Raw genomic sequence first — 17,590 nt, 5'->3', positions numbered from 1 at the left:
GTGCCGTTTTCATGGGCGCGGACAATAAGGGCGAGAACGCGGGCTCGTCAATGGGGTCGGGCGCGAATTCACCCGCCTGTGAGAAACGGCGCAGTTTCGCGCTACCATAGTACAGTTGAGCGCCCGCCGCCGAGGCACCAGTATGTGCCGATGCATGTCGCCCAGCAGGGTGGAGCGGTTTGGGGCACGACATGCAATGGTGTGACGTTGGCTGCGAGGAGGACGCATGGCTGGCGAACGGGAGCATATCCGCGAGATCGAAGAGGTTCTGTCGGGCGCGCGGTCGGCCCGCGACGATATCGTCGTGCAGTCCTGGCTGCGCTGCATCGACACGCATCGGCTCGACCCCGCACGTCCGACCGAAGCCTACATCGTTCCCGATACCCAGCTGCGCGAGCATCGCGAGCAGTCCGAAAGGCTGATCGCCATTGCCCGCAGCGGGCTGGAGACATTGTTCAAGCAGGTGGCCGGCCAGAACTACGTCCTGCTGCTCGCCGACGCGAAAGGCGTCACCGTCGACTTTCTCGGCGACCCGCTGTTCATGGACCAGCTGCGCACGGCCGGTCTCTATCTCGGCTCGGAATGGTCCGAAAGCCGCACCGGAACCTGCGGCGTCGGCTCCTGCATCGTCACCGGCGAGGCGATGACCATCCACCAGACCGACCATTTCGATACCACCCACACGCCGCTTTCCTGCACCGCCGCGCCGATCTTCGACACCAAGGGCGAACTGACCGCCGTCCTCGACATATCGCTGTTGCGCTCGCCGCAGCCGAAAGTCAGCCAGAACCTTGCCCTTCACCTTGTGACGGCCTCCGCCCGGCGCATAGAGCTCGCCAATTTGATGGCGCAGATGCATTCGGAATGGGTGCTGCGCTTCTCACGCTCGCCCGAATTCCTCGATGTCGATCCGGAGGCAGCCGTCGCGCTCGATGCCTCGGGCCGCATCCTCGGCACCACGCGCGGCGGGGCCCTGCTTCTGGCGCAGGCCGGAGGCGTGGACTGGAGGCTCTCCCCGCCGATCGGTCAGCCGATCTCGCGTTACCTCGACATGGACATCGACGACTTGCCGAATTTGACGCGCGGACGCCCGACCGAGGAGCGACTGGTGTTCGGCCGCAACGGCAGCGCGCTGTTCGCGCATGCCATCGAGCCGCAGCCGTCGAGCGGACTCCGCGCACCTGTCGAGGCGCTGCCGAAACCGATCGCCGAGCTTTCGGGCGGCGATCCAGCCATGGCGGCCATGCAGACGCGGGCCGCCAAGCTGGCGCGCACCACCATCCCGGTCCTGATCCGTGGCGAGACCGGTTCCGGCAAGGAATATCTCGCCCGCGCGCTCCACGACAGCTCGGGGCGCTCCGGCCCGTTCGTGGCCATCAATTGCGCGGCCATTCCTGAACACCTGATCGAGAGCGAGCTGTTCGGGCACGCCGCGGGCGCCTTCACCGGCGCCACGGCCAAGGGACGCAAGGGGCTCATCGAGAGCGCCGACGGCGGCACGCTTTTCCTCGACGAGATCGGCGACATGCCCTACGCGCTGCAATCGCGACTGCTGCGGGTGATCGCCGAGCGCGAGCTGATGCCCGTCGGCGGCATTGCGCCCCGGCCTGTCGACATCAAGATCATCTCCGCCTCGCACCACGACTTGCGCCAGCTGGTTGCCGAGGGCCGTTTCCGTGAGGACCTGTTCTATCGGCTGAACGCCGCATCGCTGACATTGCCGCCATTGCGCGAGCGCACCGACTTCGAATGGCTTCTGGAACGGCTGGTTGGCGAGCGCGCGCGCCTTGCCGATCGGCCAGCAAGACTGTCGCCCGCGGCGCGGCTGGCGCTGATCCGCCATGGCTGGCCCGGCAACATCCGCGAGCTCGTCAACGCCGTGGACCTGGCGGTGGCACTTTGCGACGATGAGACGATCCAGCCTTCCGACCTGCCCGATTTCGCCACGGCCCGCGTGGCGTCACCGGCGCCTTCCGCCAGCCTTGTCGCGCTTCGCGCTGCCTCGCCCGAGGAAGAGCGCGCAGCCCTGCTGGCCGTGCTGGCGGCGACCGGCTGGAACATTTCCGAAGCCGCGCGACGTCTCGGCGTCGACCGCACCACGGTGCATCGCCGGATGAAGCGCCTGCGGCTGGAGGCACCGAACTGATACTGCAGACTGTGGCGCGCCATAGCGCCTGCAACAGGAGCGCAACAGCAAAGGCGACGGAAGAGCGCCCTAACAGCTTGATTCCATTGCATCCATGATGAGCGCTGCGGTTGGCACGCCGCTTGCTGCTCATGCCGCACTCTAGCAAGTGGAGGAGAACAAATGCTCGAGAGAACACCCACCACCAAGGCGCAGGCGCTGCTCGACAAATTCGGCAAGGCGCTGGAAGCCGGCGACATCGACAGCGCCGTCAACTGCTTCCAGGCCGACTGCTACTGGCGCGACCTCGTCACCTTCACCTGGAACCTGAAGACCATGGAAGGCCAGGACCAGGTTCGCGACATGCTGCAGGCGACGCTGGCCAACACCAAGCCGACCGGCTGGGCGGTGGCCAAGGGCGAGGAAGCGAGCGAGGATGGCGGCGTCATCACCGCCTGGATCACCTTCGAGACGAGCGTCGCGCGCGGCTTTGGCCTTGTGCGCTTCAAGGGCGACCTGATCTGGACGCTGCTCACCACCATGGCGGAGCTGAAAGGGCATGAGGAGAAAGCTGGCTTCACCCGTCCGCTCGGCGCCAAGCACGGACACGGCAAGGACCGCAAGACGTGGCGCGAGGAGCGCGACGATGAGATCGCCGAGCTCGGCCATACTAAGCAACCCTATGTCGTCATCATCGGCGGTGGCCAGGGCGGTATCGCGCTCGGCGCCCGGCTGAAGCAACTCGGCGTGTCCGCCATCATCATCGAGAAGAACGAGCGTCCCGGAGACTCCTGGCGCAAGCGCTACAAGTCGCTCTGCCTGCACGACCCGGTCTGGTACGATCACCTGCCCTATATCGACTTCCCGAAGAACTGGCCGGTCTTCGCGCCGAAGGACAAGATCGGCGACTGGCTGGAGATGTACACCAAGGTGATGGAGCTGAACTACTGGTCCTCCACCACTGCGAAGTCCGCCAGATACGATGAGAAGACGAAGGAATGGACCGTGGTCGTCGAACGCGACGGCAAGGAGATCGTGCTCAAGCCCAAGCAGTTGGTGCTGGCGACCGGCATGTCGGGCAAGGCGAACTGGCCGAAATACAAAGGCCAGGACATCTTCAAGGGCGAGCAGCAGCATTCCTCGACCCATCCCGGCCCGGATAAATACCGGGGCAAGAAGGTGGTGGTCATCGGCTCCAACAACTCGGCGCACGACATCTGCGCGGCACTATGGGAAGGCGGAGCCGACGTGACCATGGTGCAGCGCTCGTCCACCCACATCGTCAAATCCGACACTCTGATGGATATCGGGCTTGGCGCGCTCTATTCGGAGCAAGCGGTGGAGAATGGCATGACGACGCGCAAGGCCGACATGATCTTCGCTTCGCTGCCCTACCGCATCCTGCACGAGTTCCAGATTCCGCTTTACGAACAGATGAAGGAGCGCGACGCGAAATTCTACGAAGACCTGGAAAAGGCCGGCTTCATGCTCGACTGGGGCGACGACAACTCGGGTCTGTTCATGAAATACCTGCGTCGCGGCTCCGGCTACTATATCGATGTCGGCGCCTGCGACCTCGTCATAGACGGCTCGATCAAACTGAAGAGCGGACCGGGAGCCGCTGTGCAGGAACTGACCGAAACCGGCGTCAAATTCGTTGACGGCACCGAATTGCCGGCCGACCTGGTGATCTACGCCACCGGCTACGGCTCGATGAACGGCTGGGCCGCCGACCTCATCTCGCAGGAGGTGGCGGACAAGGTCGGCAAGGTCTGGGGTCTCGGCTCCAATACCACCAAAGATCCGGGTCCCTGGGAAGGCGAGCAGCGCAACATGTGGAAGCCGACGCAACAGGAAGCGCTGTGGTTCCACGGCGGCAACCTCCACCAGTCGCGGCACTACTCGCAGTATCTTGCGCTGCAGTTGAAGGCCAGGCAGGTCGGGTTGCCTACTCCGATCTATGGGCTGCAGGAGGTCTATCACAAGGGATAGTTTCTGCTGTGCACAAAGACCCGCGCGGCTTCCGCCGCGCGGGTCTTGCATTCAGGCCCTGAGTGTCACACCCCTCGCCTTGGCCCAGCGCTCGACGATCTTGCGCTCCTCCGGCAAGGCCAGACGGTTGCCAAAACCGCGCACTTGGATCGCGCGGTTTTGCGGATCGAGCTCGATCGTCAGAAGCCGCTCGATCTTGCCCAGCGCCGTGCGCCGCAGCACCCAGATCGAGGCGTTGCCAGCGATGCATTTGGCCGCGTATGTCGAAACGCAGTGATGCATCGCGCGGCTCTCCGCGACCAAGTCCTCGGCCGTCTTCAACTGCCGAACGAAGAAACGCTCGCCGCGCACCTTCGCGTCCTTGGCCGTCGGCTGCCACTCCCAGTCCTCCAGGCGCGAGCCATCCCAGGCTCCGCCCTGCGCCTGCGTTCCGGCGGCACGCTGGTTGCGTCCGGCCGCACGGCGGCGCATGGCCTCGATGCGTTCGATCGCGGCGATGTCGCGATGCCAATCCAACATCTGCCGGCGCAGCGAGAGAAGCGTGCGCCCCTTCAGGCTGTAGGCCGCATCACGTTGATGCATGGCACCGATGTAATCGCACAGATCGTCGATCTCCTCCTTTGAGGCGGGATGTCCGCAGAAGAACCGCACCACCTCGCGCCAGAAGGCCAGTTCGCGGCGCGGCGTGCGCGCGATCTTCGTGCGCGCAAGCCGGGCCGCCAACCCCTGGTCATCCGTGTACGACCGGGCGATCGCCAGCCAGAACGCCTCGGCGAAACCAGTGTCGCCGGACGCGTTGAGGAAGCAATGCACCTCCTTACGCGACAGCCATGCATTGGCGCCGGCCTTGTAGAGCGAGTCGCCACGCGCGACCGTCACATACCAGGACTTGCGAAACGCAATCTCGTTGGCGTCCAGGCCCGTGCTGTCCAGCCAGACGCTCTCAAGCGCGGCCGAAACCGGATAACGCGCGTAGAGATAGCGCGCCGCGGCCAGCCGCAGTCGCGCACGGTCGCGCGTCTTCAGCTTCGGACGCCACAGCGCGCCGTCGCGGATCGCCATGCCCACAAAGCCCGAGCGTGCATCGTCCAGCGCCCGCTCGAAATCCGGAACGGGACGCGTGGCGGCGAAGACCTGCCGCAGCCTTGCATCATATGCTTCAATACGTTGGCGCTCGGCGTCCTGCCTGCGCTGGATCATGGACCTGGCCATGGCCGTTCTTCCCTGTTGGAACCCTGTCCGCCGCACGCATTCCCAGCGTCGGCACGGATCGTGACGATCTGGATTGCGGGATCATTGACAGGTCTCCTCTCGGGATGACGGGTTATGGATGGCGGACTCTCTAGCCTCGGCGCAAAGATGGCGCAAGCGCCATTCTCTCAATGTTTACAATGGCCTGCTTGAGTGTTGCAAAGGCGCATCTGAGACTTTCGGGCAGCCGGCATCGCTCGCGGAAAGCGCTCGGCTCACCGTCGTTTGGTCCCGCACCGTCAACCGCGCGGAAGGATAACTGCCGACCGCAGATTTGCGGTCGGGCGCTCGCATCGTCAGGAAGTTTGAAATCCGCGGCAGCGGGTCAACCGGTCCGTCCGCCGCGAAGGCGCGAAATGCGTGAACAGGATCTCATCGTCGCCTCCATCAAAAGCGTTGTCGGTACCGTGCACGGCCGTTGAAAACCAACTGGCCGCATGTCGGGCGCGGCTAATACATCTGTTCGAGCGCGTCAGCAAGGCGCTGCCCATGCTCGGCATAGCCGGGTCCGAGCGAGGTCTCGGCATTCTGTCCACCCGGACTGGACGCAATTGGATCCGGTACGCGAGCACCTGCGACAGGCAGGCGGTCGCGGCAGCCGTCCGGCCGGTATCCAATCAGGGCGCTTTCGCCGTCGAAGCAAAAACACATGGCTGCATCCTTGTCGGTTATCTTCGGCTAGGCCGCCTTCCCCGCCGCGAACTTTTTCACCACGCGCTCGAGCAGCGGCACGTAGTCGCGAAAAGCCCGCGTCTTCATATCGGCGATCTTGCCGCCCTCATCCCAGATGCGCACGCGCACCGCTTCGTCATGGAAAGGATTGCTGCGGAACTCGGCCACTTCCTCTGCACTCATCGGCCCGCCCTGCAGCGACAGCGTGTGCACCGAGGCCGGCGACAGCTTGCTGAAATAGGTCGGATCGGTGGCGCACAGATAGCGTTTAGCCGAGACGTGGAGCCGCACGCATTCGACGATGACCGGCGGGAAGAAAGGCGCGAGCACCTCGCCGCCCGCCTCGTCATGGTGCTTGTCCTCGACGTCGTCGGGCGAATAGGTGCCGAACTCGCTGGTGTAATGGCCGATGTCGTGAAGCAGCGCCGCCGCCACAAGTTCCTCCGGCGCGCCGTCCTGCTCGGCGAGCCACGCGCCCTGCAGCATATGCTCGGACATCGTGACCGGCTCGCCGAGGTAGGATTCCGCACCACGGCGCTCGAAAATATCGGCGATGAATTCGACGATGTTGCCGGCGTTCAATTCATTCGGCTTCATTCCGCCGCCTCCCTGAAATCATGCTCGATCGCGGCAAGCGTCGACAGCAGGCCGTCCTTGTCGGCGTAGCAGCCTTGCAGCCAACGCTTGCCGCTGCCGGAAAACGCCTTGCGCGCATGCAAGACGCGCGTGTTGTCGACGATGAAGGACTCTCCCGCCCCGAGCTTGAAGGTCACCTCGAAGGCAGTATCCTCGATCAGTTCGGCGAACCGGCGATAGGCCGCGTAGTACTTCTCCATCTCGGCGAAAGGCACATCGACGACCGGCGCCAGCGAGCGGTTGTTGAAGCGGATGCAGATCAGCTCACCATCGGGCCCGAGCTCGATCATCGGCCGCTTGGACTGCAGCCGGACGCCCGACGAGCCGGCATATTCGAAGCGCGCCGGATAGGACGAAAGCAGCCGGAAGCCCTCCGGGTTTTCGGCCTGCAACGCGGCAGCTACGGCGAAACCGTCGACGACGCCGGATTCGCCGCCTTCGACCGTGTTCTCGATGCAGACGAGGATCTGCAGCGTCGGCACCGGGTCGCGGTAGGGATTGTCGGTATGCGCCTGCAGGCCGAGATTGGTGTAGGCGAGATTGTTCGGATTGACCTCGGCCCGCACCTCGAACCAACGCCCGTAATTGGTCTCCCGGATGTACCCGAAGAGGTCGGCCACCTTGCACAGCGCGCCGGATTCCGTGGGTAGGCCGTCCATGACGGCGAAACCATAACTGCGCACCGCGGCCAGCCATTGCCGCAGCACCTTGCTGTCGCGGCTGGCGTCCGCATAGGTCGCGCGCGGCACGGAGTTCTGCATCGTGGCTTTCGTCCAGCGCCTTGTCCCGCTTCCCGTCCAACCCGGCCGCCGGACCTCCCCAAGATCGTACGCATGAGCGCGGAGCCAGCCCGCCGGAAACCCGATGGTCTTGCCTTCAGGGAGGAAGGTGACTTCGAGCTGCTCGCCCTTGATCGAGGCCGCGCCAATCCGTGTCTCGGCCGGAATGTCGAGGATGGTGATCAGCCGCTGGCCGTTGCCGGCGCTGCGCGTCTTGTCGTCCAGCGCATTGTCGCGCAGCCACATGGCGTGGAAGCGATTGCACGCCCCGTCTTTCCAGCCAAGCTCGATCGTTCGTCCCTCGTCGCCCAGCGTCGCTGTCGTCAGCATGTCCCAGAAGCTCCATCTTTACCCGCCGCTGCGGGCATGGATTGCATGCTGACTTTCAAAGAGACATAATTCAAATTATCGTTTTTCGGGCAATGGTCTTAAATTCGTGATGGCTGTAAAAGTATTCGACACGATGCCTCCGCTCGACTGGCTACGCAGTTTCGAGGCTGCCGCTCGCCTGTCGAACTTCACCGCCGCGGCCGCCGAGCTCGGACTTACCCAGGCCGCCGTCAGCCAGCATATCCGCTTCCTGGAAGAGCGGCTCAAGACGCGGTTGTTCGCGCGCCTGGCGCGCGGCGTGGCGCTGTCGCCGGAGGGCGCGGCCTACCTCCCGCATATCCAGTCGGCATTCGCGACCATCGGCAACAGCACCAACGAGCTGTTCGAGCCCCGCGCTGTGCAGACGGTCTCGATCCGGGTTCCGATCTCCTTTGCCCTTCTGGTGCTCATCCCGAGCCTGCCCGACCTGGCGAAGGCGCTGCCGCAGATCCGGCTCGATCTTGTGACCATCCATCGGCCGACCGATTACGACCTGCCGGGCTCGGCGCTCGACATTCGCTTCGGCAACGGGTCCTTTCCCGGCCGCGAAGCCGACCGGCTGACGGTCGAGCGGCTTGTCCCGGTCGCAGCGCCAAGGCTCGCCCTGGTAGGTGGCGATTGGACGTCGTTGCCGCTCCTCCTGGTGGCCGGCGCGCGCGAAATGTGGGCGGAATGGTTTGCCACCGCCGGGCTTGCCGGGCATTCGCGGCGCTCGCACCGCTTCGACAGTTTCGTCGCCGCCATGGAAGCTGCGAAGGCCGGCGCCGGGGCGCTGCTGGGGTCCCGTCCGCTGGTCGATACAGCACTCAAGGAGAAGGCTCTCGTCAGGCTTTCGGATTTCGAGCTGTCGAGCCCATCGGGGCATTTCCTGACAAGACCGTCGTCGTCGCGATTGTCCGGCGCCGAACAGGATTTTCGCCGCTGGCTTCTGTCGCGTATCGCCGGAAGGTCAGGATAGCGCACGGGCTCCCGCTCCTATCCGTTTCCAGTAGATCAGCGTCCCGGTAAGTCCGCCATGCGGCTTCAGCGCAAAGTCCGGAATCTCGCCGGTCAGCGTGAAGCCGAGCTTCTCATAAAGGCCCGCCGCGCCCTCCTCGCTCGCCGTATCCAGCACGAGCAACGTGCGGCCTTTCTCGACGGCGAGTTCCTCCGCGGCCTGCATCAGACTGATCGCGATACCCTTGCCGCGATAGCCCCGGCCGGTCATCAGCTTGGCGATCTCGGCGCGGTGCGGCTGGTTGGGCGGAAGATCGAGCAGCAGCGTGACGGTTCCTGCAAGCACACCATCCCGCCATGCGCCCAGCACCGCCCTTTCGCCGCGCGCCGCCGCGGCAAGCGACTTGCGCCAGAAATCCCGTGCCGCCTCCGGCGATAGTGGATGCATGAAGCTCACCGAGCCGCCTGCGGCTACAGTCTCGATCAACAGATCGGCGAGCATCGCGACCGTCGCCGCATCTTCGGCCAACGCCTGGATTTCAAGTGCGTTCATGCTGGTGTTCTCCATGCGATCAGGCATCGGGAAAAGGTCATTCGAAATGGCTGATCCGCCTGCGCCGACGCGCCCGCCGGATTTCGGCGATCCGGTCGGCGTCGTCCTCGCTGAGATGGCGCCCACGCTCCAGGATCTCGAGCGTATATTCCTCATAGGTCAGCCCGAGGCGCTCGGCTCTCTCCAGCCGCATCAGCATGACAGCCTGGCTTGGCGCCTTCCAGGCCCTGTCGTGGGCGGCGCGCCAGGCGAGGAAGATGTAGGCGTCGCCCTTGCCCCAGGGCGGTCCTTCATAGTCGTCGAGCGGCGGCCCGCCATTGTGCGAGCGTTTTGGTCGTCGAGGCATTTGAGATTAGTCCCTGACCAGCGCCACGAGATATTCCGCCGCTTCCGGTCCGGGAGCATGAAAGACGCAGTCCGCCGGCGCCCCCAGCGCCAGGCAGTCGCCGGGCTCGAGCCGGTGCACCACATCACCCTCGGTGAAATCCAGCCTTCCGTCGATCAGCCATATCTGCTGCTTGATGAAAGCGTAGGAGGCTGCCGGTAGGCTGACCTTGGCGCCCGCCGGCAGGCTGACCCTGATCAGCTCGAGCGGCATCTGGGATGCCGGCGACAGATGCCGCCTTATGTAGCCGGTTGCCGGATCCTGCCACACCGGCTGCTCGTCCCTGCGCGAAACGCCGCCGCCTTGCAGCTCGGCCCGCGCGATCAGCGTCGACAGTGTCATGCCGAAGGCGGCCGCGATGCGCACCAGAAGTGCCGCGGTCGGACTGGTCGTGCCACGCTCGATGGCGCTCAGCATCGCTTTGGACACGTCCGAGCGCGCCGCAAGCTCGGCCAGCGACCAGTCTCTCACCGTCCTTTCGGAACGTATTCGCTTGCCGATCGTAGCGGTGATGTCATTCGATATATCGTCCATTTGTCCAATATATCGGAATTGCGAAATCAGGGAAGAGGCCATTCGATCGAATTGTCGCGGCCGGCTTAACACCGTCTACACCATTCGACCTCACCTCAATTTAACCCCGCCTGGATAGGGTCGACGCTTCAGGGAATGGGACCAGGTCAGTGATGTTTGTCGAACGCGAAGCCTCCGTTGGCGAACCGATTTCGCAGGAGCGCCGCAATGCCCTGCAAAGCGACAAACGCATTCTCGGCAATGTCGTGCAATGCGACGGCGCGCGCGCCACCATCAGCGCCTACGCCGAGGATGCCGAGGGCACGGTCACCGGCCAATGGACGGTCGGCAAGATGATCTCCATCAATCTCGGCACGACGCGCACGGTCGGCCTCGTCTATGAGATCGGCAAATCGGACCGCGCCTGGAGCAATGAGGGTCAGAACCCGATCGAGGTCAGCATCGAATTGATCGGCGAAGTGCGCGACGGCGCGGAGCCCGGCGGCAAGCCGATCTTCGACCGTGGCATCACCGCCTATCCGCATATCGGCGCCATTGCCCACCGTATCCGCAGCCGCGACCTGCAAGCGGTCTACGATCTGGCCGGACGCCATTCGGTCACCATCGGCACACTGTCGCAGGATGAATCGATCGACGCCAACATCGCCATCGACGACACGCTCGCGCGCCATTTCGCCATCGTCGGCACAACCGGCGTCGGCAAGTCCACGGCGGTCTCGCTGCTCTTGCGCAAATCCATCGAGGCGCGGCCGGACCTGCGCGTGCTCATCCTCGACCCGCATAACGAGTTCGCGGCCTCGCTGCCGGAATATTGCGTCAAGGTCGATTCCAAGACGCTTGACCTGCCATTCTGGATGTTCAGGCTGGAGGAATTCGCCGAAGTGCTGTTTCGCGGCCGCGAGACGGTGCCCGAGGAAGTGGATGTCCTGCGCGACCTGATCCCGGCGGCCAAGAACCTCTATCGCAACCCCAGTTCCGGCACCTATGTCAGACGCGGCAGCGATGCGCTGACGGCGGATACGCCGGTGCCTTACCGCATCGCCGATCTCATCAAGCAGATCGATGAGCGCATGGGCCTGCTCGAAAGCAAGAACGATCGCCCGATCCTGAAGTCGCTGAAGACGCGCATCGAATCGGCGGCCGCCGATCCGCGTTATCGCTTCATGTTCAATTCCCGCCTGATCGAGGACACGATCCACGAGACGATCGGCAATATTTTCCGTGTCCCCAACCACGGCCGCCCGGTCACCTGCTTCGAGATGGCGGGCATGCCTTCGGAAGTGGTCAACTCGGTCTGCTCGGTGCTGGCGCGCCTGGCCTTCGACCTGGCCTTGTGGAGCGAAGGCCGGCTGAGGCTGCTCCTGCTTTGCGAGGAAGCGCACCGCTACATGCCGGCTGATCCGCGCCTCGGCTTCGCGCCGACCAGGCATGCGCTGTCGCGCATCGCCAAGGAAGGCCGCAAATATGGCTGCTATCTGGGTGTCGTCACCCAGCGCCCGGGCGAGCTCGACCCGACCATCCTGTCGCAGTGCTCGACCTTCTTCGCCATGCGCCTTGCCAACGAGCAGGACCAGGCAATCATCCGCTCGGCGATCGCCGACTCCTCGGCCTCGACGCTGGCGTTCCTGTCGTCGATGGGGCAGCGCGAAGCCATCGCCTTCGGCGAAGGCGTCGCGACCACCATGCGGCTGAAATTCGAGAAGCTGGCGCAGGAGTTCATCCCCGGAACCGCGAAGAGAGAGCAGGTCGAGCCCTCCGTGGACGGCAGCGACGTCGATCTGGCCATGATCGTCGAGCGGCTCCGCAACGTGCCGAAGCCGCAGCAGGCCATGGCCTTCGCCGAGGCCGTGGACTCGGCCCGGCAGGCCGGCGACCCGGATTACAAGAAACCGGCCACCGCAGCCCCCCGCCCCCAGCCGGACGACGACTTCGACACGCGCTACGGCCTGAAGCCCTCGACCTTCGGCATGCGCCAGTTCAATGACTAACCGCCTGACGTCGGACGGTGAGTAAATTCCGATAGGGAATTCGTCAGGCCGAGTCGGATGGTGTCGTTTGCGAGAACCGGAGCGGAGCGGACATCAAGTCCGTGAGCACCGGAAGCGCAGAAAACGGCGGCATACGACCGGCCTCACGAATTCATCTTCGGAATTTTAGGCGCAGACGCGGTTGCGGCCCTGCTTCTTCGCCTCATAGAGCTGGCGGTCGGCGCGTCGGTAGAAATCCTCGGCGCTCTCCTTATGGTCCCAGACGGCGAGGCCGACGCTGGTGGTGACCTTGAGCCGCACATTGCCCGACAGGATCGACAGGTTGGCGATCGCCTTGCGGATGCGCTCGGCGAATCTGGCAAGCAGCTCGACATCCATGTTGGGCGTGACCACGGCAAATTCCTCACCGCCCAGCCGCGCCACCACATCGTGATAGCGCGTCATGCCTCTCAGGCAGGTGGCGACGGCCCGCAGCACCTCGTCGCCAACGTCATGGCCATGCGTATCGTTGACCTGCTTGAAATGATCGAGATCGAGGATCATCAGCCCGACAGGCCTGTCGATGCGGCGAAACTCCTGGAGATATTCGCGCAGCGCATCGTCGAAATAGCGGCGGTTCTGCATGCCGGTCAGACCGTCGGTGAGCGCGGCCTGCTCGAGCGTCTGGGAACGGGCGCTGAGCGAGACCGTCATGGCCCTGAGCTTGCCCTCTTCCCGCACCTGGCCACGGATCAGCGGGTAGATGAAGAAGGTGCCGAAGAACAGCGCGGTCGCCAGCAGCGCGCCGGTGACGAACAGCAATTTGTTGAGATAGACGATTTTGTCGCCGCGCGATGCGGCATCGAGGTCCGAGGCGATGTCCTGCAACTGACCATAGGCATGGAAAGTCACCAGGCCAGCGGCCAGGATCACAAAGATAAACACGAAAAATGCGGATTCCGCCTTGTGGAAACGCATCTACTCCCCGCGCCACTGTAACCCTTGAGCTTATGCCATAGCGGGCCTTACGGACCGTTAACCCGGACAACCCTGGCGAGAATTAGAACAAAGGATTTTAAGACGCTGATTGAAAAAGGCTTTTAGTCAGTCGTGAACTGCCGCTTCATCGCCCGGCCGCAGCCTGCGCCACTCCGCGCCAAGCTGGTGCCTGAACCAGGTCGACTGGCGCTTGGCATACTGCCGCGTCGCGATCTTGGCCCGCTCGATCGCCTCGGGAAAGCCGGACTGTCCGGCCATCGCCGCCTGCAGCTCGCGCACCCCGATCGCTTTCATCGCCGGCAGGTCCGGGTCGAGGCCGAGCGCCGTAAGCTGCCGCACTTCGTCGAGCGCGCCCTTGTCGAGCATCTGGTCGAAACGCGCCTCTATGCGCCGGACCAGTTGCTCCCGGTCCGGCTCGATGACCAGGAAACGAGCGCTGTCGCGGTCGATCAGCGGACGGCCGCGCGCCGCCTGCCATTCCAGGATCGAGCGACCGGACGCGTCGAGCACCTCGAGCGCCCGCACAATCCGCTGGCCGTCCGTCGGCCTGAGCTGCATGGCCATGGTTGAATCCTCATGCATCAGCAGGCGATGCAGCCTTTCGGCCCCTTGTTCCTTGAGCTCGTAGCGCCAGCGCTCACGGACCGCCGGTGGAATGTCCGGCATATCCGAGATGCCTTCGGCCAGCGCGCGGAAATAGAGCCCGGTGCCACCTACGAAAACAACCGGACGGTCCGACAGCACGCCGTCTTCTATCAATCTCGTCACATCGCGCAGCCAGGCGCCGGTGGAATAGGCCGTGGAGGGATGCACGTGGCCGTACAGGAAGTGCGGGACGCGTGCCGTTTCGGAGGCGGTCGGCCGCGCGGTCAGCACGTCGAGCACCGAATAGCCCTGCATGGAATCGGTGTTGACGATGACTCCGCCAGCGCGTTCGGCAAGATCGAGCGCCAGCGCCGACTTGCCGCTGGCTGTCGGTCCGGCTATCAGGATCGCGTTCTTGACGCGGCCTTCGCCCGCCTGCCTGCCGGAATGTTCGATGCCGCTGATCGCCACTTTAGTGTCCCGTCCTGAAGCCCGCGCCGTGCCGGCCTCGCTTGCGAATATGGCCTTGCGGGCTGCCGGCGCAAGCGCCCTTCATTGGCTGGACGAAGACGTCGCCTGCGATCTCGTTTTGCCGCAGACGCCGGATATCGGCGAAATGACCGCCAATCTGCGCGCCGCGGTGGCTTCCGAGCCGGTCGATATCATCGTGCAGCCTGCCGAAGGCAGGCGCAAGAAGATCCTGCTCGCCGACATGGATTCGACGATGATCGACCAGGAATGCATCGACGAACTTGCCGACGAGATCGGCGTCAAGGACCATGTCGCGGCGATCACCGCGCGCTCGATGAATGGCGAGATCGCCTTCGAGCCCGCCTTGCGCGAGCGTGTCGCCTTGCTGAAAGGCCTGGACACCGCCGTGGTCGACCGCATCATCTCCAACCGGCTGACGCTCGCCGCCGGCGGTCGCGCCCTGGTGCAGACGATGCGCGCCAACGGCGCCTGGACGGCGCTGGTCTCGGGCGGCTTCGACGTCTTCACCAGCCGCATCGCCGCCATGCTGGGCTTCCAGGAAAACCGGGCCAATCGCCTGATCGAGGAAGACGCCACTTTCACCGGCATGGTGGCCGAGCCGATCCTCGGCCGCGCCGCCAAGGCCGAAGCGCTGCTGGAGATTGCCGGGAGGTTCGCGTTGACGACAGAGGATGCCATCGCGGTCGGTGACGGCGCCAACGATCTCGACATGATCCGCCTTGCCGGCACCGGCGTAGCGCTCCACGCCAAGCCGGCGGTGGCCGAGCAGGCGCGGATCCGCATCGATCATGGGGACCTCACCGCGCTGCTCTATCTCCAGGGTTACCGCCGTGACGAGTTCGTCGAATGAAGCCGATCCGCACCGAGCGCCTGATCCTGCGCAACTGGGAGGATGGCGACCGCGAGCTTTTCCACCGCATCAACTCCGATGAGCGCGTGATGGAATTCTTCCCGTTCCGCCGCGACCGTGCCGCGGCCGACGCCAAGATGGAGGAGGTCCGCGCCTGGATCGAAGAGGACGGCTACGGCTTCGCCGCGGCCGAGATTGCCGCGACCGACGAATGCATCGGCTTCGTTGGTTTATCCGGAACGGAAGACATAGACGTGCTGGCACCCGGCACGATCGAGATCGGCTGGCGGCTGGCGCCCGAATTTTGGGGCAAGGGCTATGTCACCGAAGCTGCCGAAGCCTGGCTCGCCTTCGGGTTCGAAACGCTTGGCGTCGACGAGATAGTATCGTTCGCGGTCGCGGCTAACCATCGTTCGGTCGCCGTCATGAAGCGGCTCGGCATGCGAGCCGATCCGGACGCCGATTTCGATCATCCAAGCGTCCCCGACAGCCATCCGCATCTCAAGCGCCATGTCATGTACAGGCTGTCGCGCGAGGCCTGGCAGGCACGAAAAAGGGCGGCTCGCTAGCCGCCCTATTCATTGAAACATCAATCGGTTGCTGAACGATCCGGACTCAATCAATCCGGATCGTCACGAAGCGCAGTTCGCCGGTCTTCGAAGCCAGCATCAGGAGCGCGTTCTTGCGGCCCTGCTCCTTCAGCGCGCCGATCCGGTCCATCACGTCCTTCGGCGTGCCGACCGATTCCTGCGCGATCTCGGTTATCACCTCGCCGGGCTGGATGCCGCGCTCGGCCGCGGCCGAATCCTTGGCGACATCGGTGATGACTACGCCGGACACGTCGGCGGCGATGCCGAACTTCTGCCGCGTCTGGTCGTTGAGCTCGCCGACCGTCATGCCCAGCACCGACGCCGTCGATACCGGAGGCGTTGCCTTGTCGCCACTGCCCTGATCGGTGCTGCCGTTTTCGCCGCTGGCCAATTTCTCGCCATCCTCGAGCCGGCCGAGCGTCACCTTGACCGTCTGCTCGACGCCCTTGCGCACGATGACGACATCGACCGCCTTGCCGACCGGGCTTTCCGCCACGACACGCGGCAGGTCGCGCATTTCATGGATATCCTTGCCGTCGAACTTGATGATGACGTCGCCGGCCTGGACCGTGCCGTTGTCGACCGGCCCGCCCTTGATGACGCCGGCGACCAACGCTCCCTTGGCGGTCGCCATGCCGAGGCTTTCGGCGATGTCGTCCGTCACCGGCTGGATGCGAACGCCGAGCCAGCCGCGCCGCGTCTCGCCATACTGGCGAAGCTGATCGACGACGCCGGCGGCAAGCTGCGAGGGAATGGAGAAACCGATGCCGATCGAGCCGCCCGACGGCGAGATGATCGCCGTGTTGATGCCGATGACCTCGCCCTCGGCGTTGAACAAAGGACCGCCGGAATTGCCGCGATTGATGGCGGCGTCGGTCTGGATGAAGTCGTCATAGGGACCGGAGTTGATGTCGCGGTTGCGCGCCGAGACGATGCCGACCGTCACCGTGCCGCCCAGGCCGAACGGATTGCCGATCGCCATCACCCAGTCACCGACGCGCATCTTGGTGGAATCGCCGAATTTCACCGCGGTCAGCTTATGACCTTTCGGATCAACCTTCAGCACCGCGACGTCGGTCTTGGTGTCGGTGCCGACCAGTGTCGCCTTCAGCGTGATGCCGTCGGAGAAATTGACCTCGATATCGTCGGCATCGGCGATGACATGGTTGTTGGTCACCACGATGCCCTGCTCGGCGTCGATGACGAAACCGGAGCCGAGCGACTGCACTTTCTGCGCAGTTCCTCCCTTGTCGCCGCCACGGTTCTTGAAGAAATCGTCGAAGAAATCCTGGAAAGGCGAGCCCTCGGGCAGTTGCGGCATCGGCACCGCGCCCGGTCCTTCGGTGCCTTTCACCGTCTGCGAGGTCGAGATGTTGACCACCGCGCCGAGCAGCCGCTCGGCGAGATCGGCCACCGAAGGCGGTCCGTCGGAGGCGATCGTCGGCGTGACGAAGGACGGAACGGCAACAATGCCGACCGCGAACGCCGTGGCGCCGGCGAAGACCATACGCCGCGCCGCGCGCAACAGGGTGTCGGATATCATCATGGCCTCCCGGTGGTTCTGAAAAAGGAAAGGCGCATCCGCAAAGGCGCCTGTCCGGCTCATGTTGGCAAGAAATACGGCACGTTTGCGGCCATAGCTACTGGCGAAGGATAAACCGTCAATTGCCGCCGCACCAAGGAATTTCGTCAGCCGCGCACCAGCCAGACAACGGCAACGCCGACGGCGATCGCAACCAGCCCGCCGATGCGCAGCACATTTTCCGGCATCGACAGCATCTCGGCGGCGAGTTTCCGGGCCAAGGCTGGAAACCCACCATAGACCAGCCCTTCGATCACAAGGACCAGGCCGATTGCCGCCAGAAAATCCTGCAC

At 64.3% G+C, this 17,590-nt stretch carries 16 protein-coding genes; 6 read left to right on the top strand and 10 right to left on the bottom strand.

The window, feature by feature from the left end:
* The first annotated feature begins 226 nt into the window (after positions 1–226).
* Both EN862_RS06265 and EN862_RS06260 read left to right on the top strand, forming a co-directional pair.
* Positions 227–2,146 carry a sigma-54-dependent Fis family transcriptional regulator gene (locus tag EN862_RS06265; RefSeq protein WP_127863293.1) on the top strand — a complete coding sequence of 640 codons (1,920 nt, stop codon included), beginning with the start codon at positions 227–229 and terminating at the stop codon, positions 2,144–2,146.
* Positions 2,147–2,308: 162 nt separating this feature from the next.
* Entirely contained in the window at positions 2,309–4,117 is a 1,809-nt protein-coding gene (locus tag EN862_RS06260; protein WP_127863292.1) for an NAD(P)/FAD-dependent oxidoreductase, read from the top strand.
* A 51-nt stretch (positions 4,118–4,168) separates the two neighbouring features.
* On the opposite strand, the gene EN862_RS06255 is transcribed toward EN862_RS06260, so the two are convergent.
* From EN862_RS06255 to EN862_RS06245, 3 genes are all read right to left on the bottom strand, one after another.
* The gene (locus tag EN862_RS06255) at positions 4,169–5,329 is read right to left on the bottom strand and encodes a PcfJ domain-containing protein (RefSeq protein WP_127863291.1); all 1,161 of its coding nucleotides are present in this window, start codon (positions 5,327–5,329) and stop codon (positions 4,169–4,171) included.
* Positions 5,330–6,046: 717 nt separating this feature from the next.
* Positions 6,047–6,637, bottom strand: a complete 591-nt coding sequence (locus tag EN862_RS06250; protein WP_127863290.1) for an HD domain-containing protein — start codon at positions 6,635–6,637, stop codon at positions 6,047–6,049.
* Positions 6,634–7,785 (bottom strand): gamma-butyrobetaine dioxygenase, encoded by a 1,152-nt coding sequence (locus EN862_RS06245; RefSeq protein ID WP_127863289.1) that lies wholly within the window; start codon positions 7,783–7,785, stop codon positions 6,634–6,636. The genes EN862_RS06250 and EN862_RS06245 overlap by 4 nt, the downstream gene beginning before the upstream one ends.
* Before the next feature lie 109 nt (positions 7,786–7,894).
* Between EN862_RS06245 and EN862_RS06240 the strand changes: the two genes are divergently transcribed.
* Positions 7,895–8,782: a LysR family transcriptional regulator gene (locus EN862_RS06240; RefSeq protein ID WP_245519509.1), complete on the top strand. Its 888-nt coding sequence runs from the start codon at positions 7,895–7,897 to the stop codon at positions 8,780–8,782.
* Here the strand turns inward: EN862_RS06240 and EN862_RS06235 are convergent.
* Genes EN862_RS06235 through EN862_RS06225 form a run of 3 tightly spaced genes read right to left on the bottom strand, consistent with a single transcriptional unit; the run spans position 8,774 to position 10,232 of the window.
* Entirely contained in the window at positions 8,774–9,313 is a 540-nt protein-coding gene (locus EN862_RS06235; protein WP_127863288.1) for a GNAT family N-acetyltransferase, read from the bottom strand. The genes EN862_RS06240 and EN862_RS06235 overlap by 9 nt on opposite strands.
* A 37-nt stretch (positions 9,314–9,350) precedes the next feature.
* Complete coding sequence (locus EN862_RS06230; RefSeq protein WP_127863287.1) at positions 9,351–9,659, bottom strand: hypothetical protein; 309 nt, start codon at positions 9,657–9,659, stop codon at positions 9,351–9,353.
* A 6-nt stretch (positions 9,660–9,665) separates the two neighbouring features.
* The gene (locus EN862_RS06225) at positions 9,666–10,232 is read right to left on the bottom strand and encodes an XRE family transcriptional regulator (protein WP_127863286.1); all 567 of its coding nucleotides are present in this window, start codon (positions 10,230–10,232) and stop codon (positions 9,666–9,668) included.
* Positions 10,233–10,384: 152 nt separating this feature from the next.
* On the opposite strand from EN862_RS06225, the gene EN862_RS06220 reads away from it, so the two are divergent.
* Entirely contained in the window at positions 10,385–12,220 is a 1,836-nt protein-coding gene (locus EN862_RS06220) for an ATP-binding protein (RefSeq protein ID WP_127863285.1), read from the top strand.
* A 165-nt stretch (positions 12,221–12,385) separates the two neighbouring features.
* Here EN862_RS06220 and EN862_RS06215 read toward each other — a convergent pair whose 3' ends face one another.
* Complete coding sequence (locus tag EN862_RS06215) at positions 12,386–13,177, bottom strand: GGDEF domain-containing protein (RefSeq protein ID WP_127863284.1); 792 nt, start codon at positions 13,175–13,177, stop codon at positions 12,386–12,388.
* A 126-nt stretch (positions 13,178–13,303) separates the two neighbouring features.
* A complete protein-coding gene (gene miaA / locus EN862_RS06210; protein ID WP_127864001.1) occupies positions 13,304–14,248 on the bottom strand; it encodes a tRNA (adenosine(37)-N6)-dimethylallyltransferase MiaA in 945 nt (314 codons plus the stop codon).
* Between miaA and serB the strand changes: the two genes are divergently transcribed.
* Positions 14,238–15,125 carry a phosphoserine phosphatase SerB gene (gene serB / locus EN862_RS06205; RefSeq protein WP_127863283.1) on the top strand — a complete coding sequence of 296 codons (888 nt, stop codon included), beginning with the start codon at positions 14,238–14,240 and terminating at the stop codon, positions 15,123–15,125. The genes miaA and serB overlap by 11 nt on opposite strands.
* A complete protein-coding gene (locus EN862_RS06200; RefSeq protein ID WP_127863282.1) occupies positions 15,122–15,694 on the top strand; it encodes a GNAT family N-acetyltransferase in 573 nt (190 codons plus the stop codon). The genes serB and EN862_RS06200 overlap by 4 nt, the downstream gene beginning before the upstream one ends.
* Before the next feature lie 46 nt (positions 15,695–15,740).
* Here the strand turns inward: EN862_RS06200 and EN862_RS06195 are convergent, their stop codons facing one another.
* The gene (locus EN862_RS06195; protein WP_127864000.1) at positions 15,741–17,258 is read right to left on the bottom strand and encodes a DegQ family serine endoprotease; all 1,518 of its coding nucleotides are present in this window, start codon (positions 17,256–17,258) and stop codon (positions 15,741–15,743) included.
* A 146-nt stretch (positions 17,259–17,404) separates the two neighbouring features.
* The gene (locus EN862_RS06190; protein WP_127863281.1) at positions 17,405–17,590 is read right to left on the bottom strand and encodes a DUF2065 family protein; all 186 of its coding nucleotides are present in this window, start codon (positions 17,588–17,590) and stop codon (positions 17,405–17,407) included.

Origin of the sequence: Mesorhizobium sp. M2E.F.Ca.ET.219.01.1.1 (assembly GCF_004016445.2) — a bacterium.
Taxonomy (GTDB): domain Bacteria; phylum Pseudomonadota; class Alphaproteobacteria; order Rhizobiales; family Rhizobiaceae; genus Mesorhizobium.
Note: the sequence above shows the minus strand (reverse complement) of the source record. Positions and strands in the feature narration are given on the sequence as shown.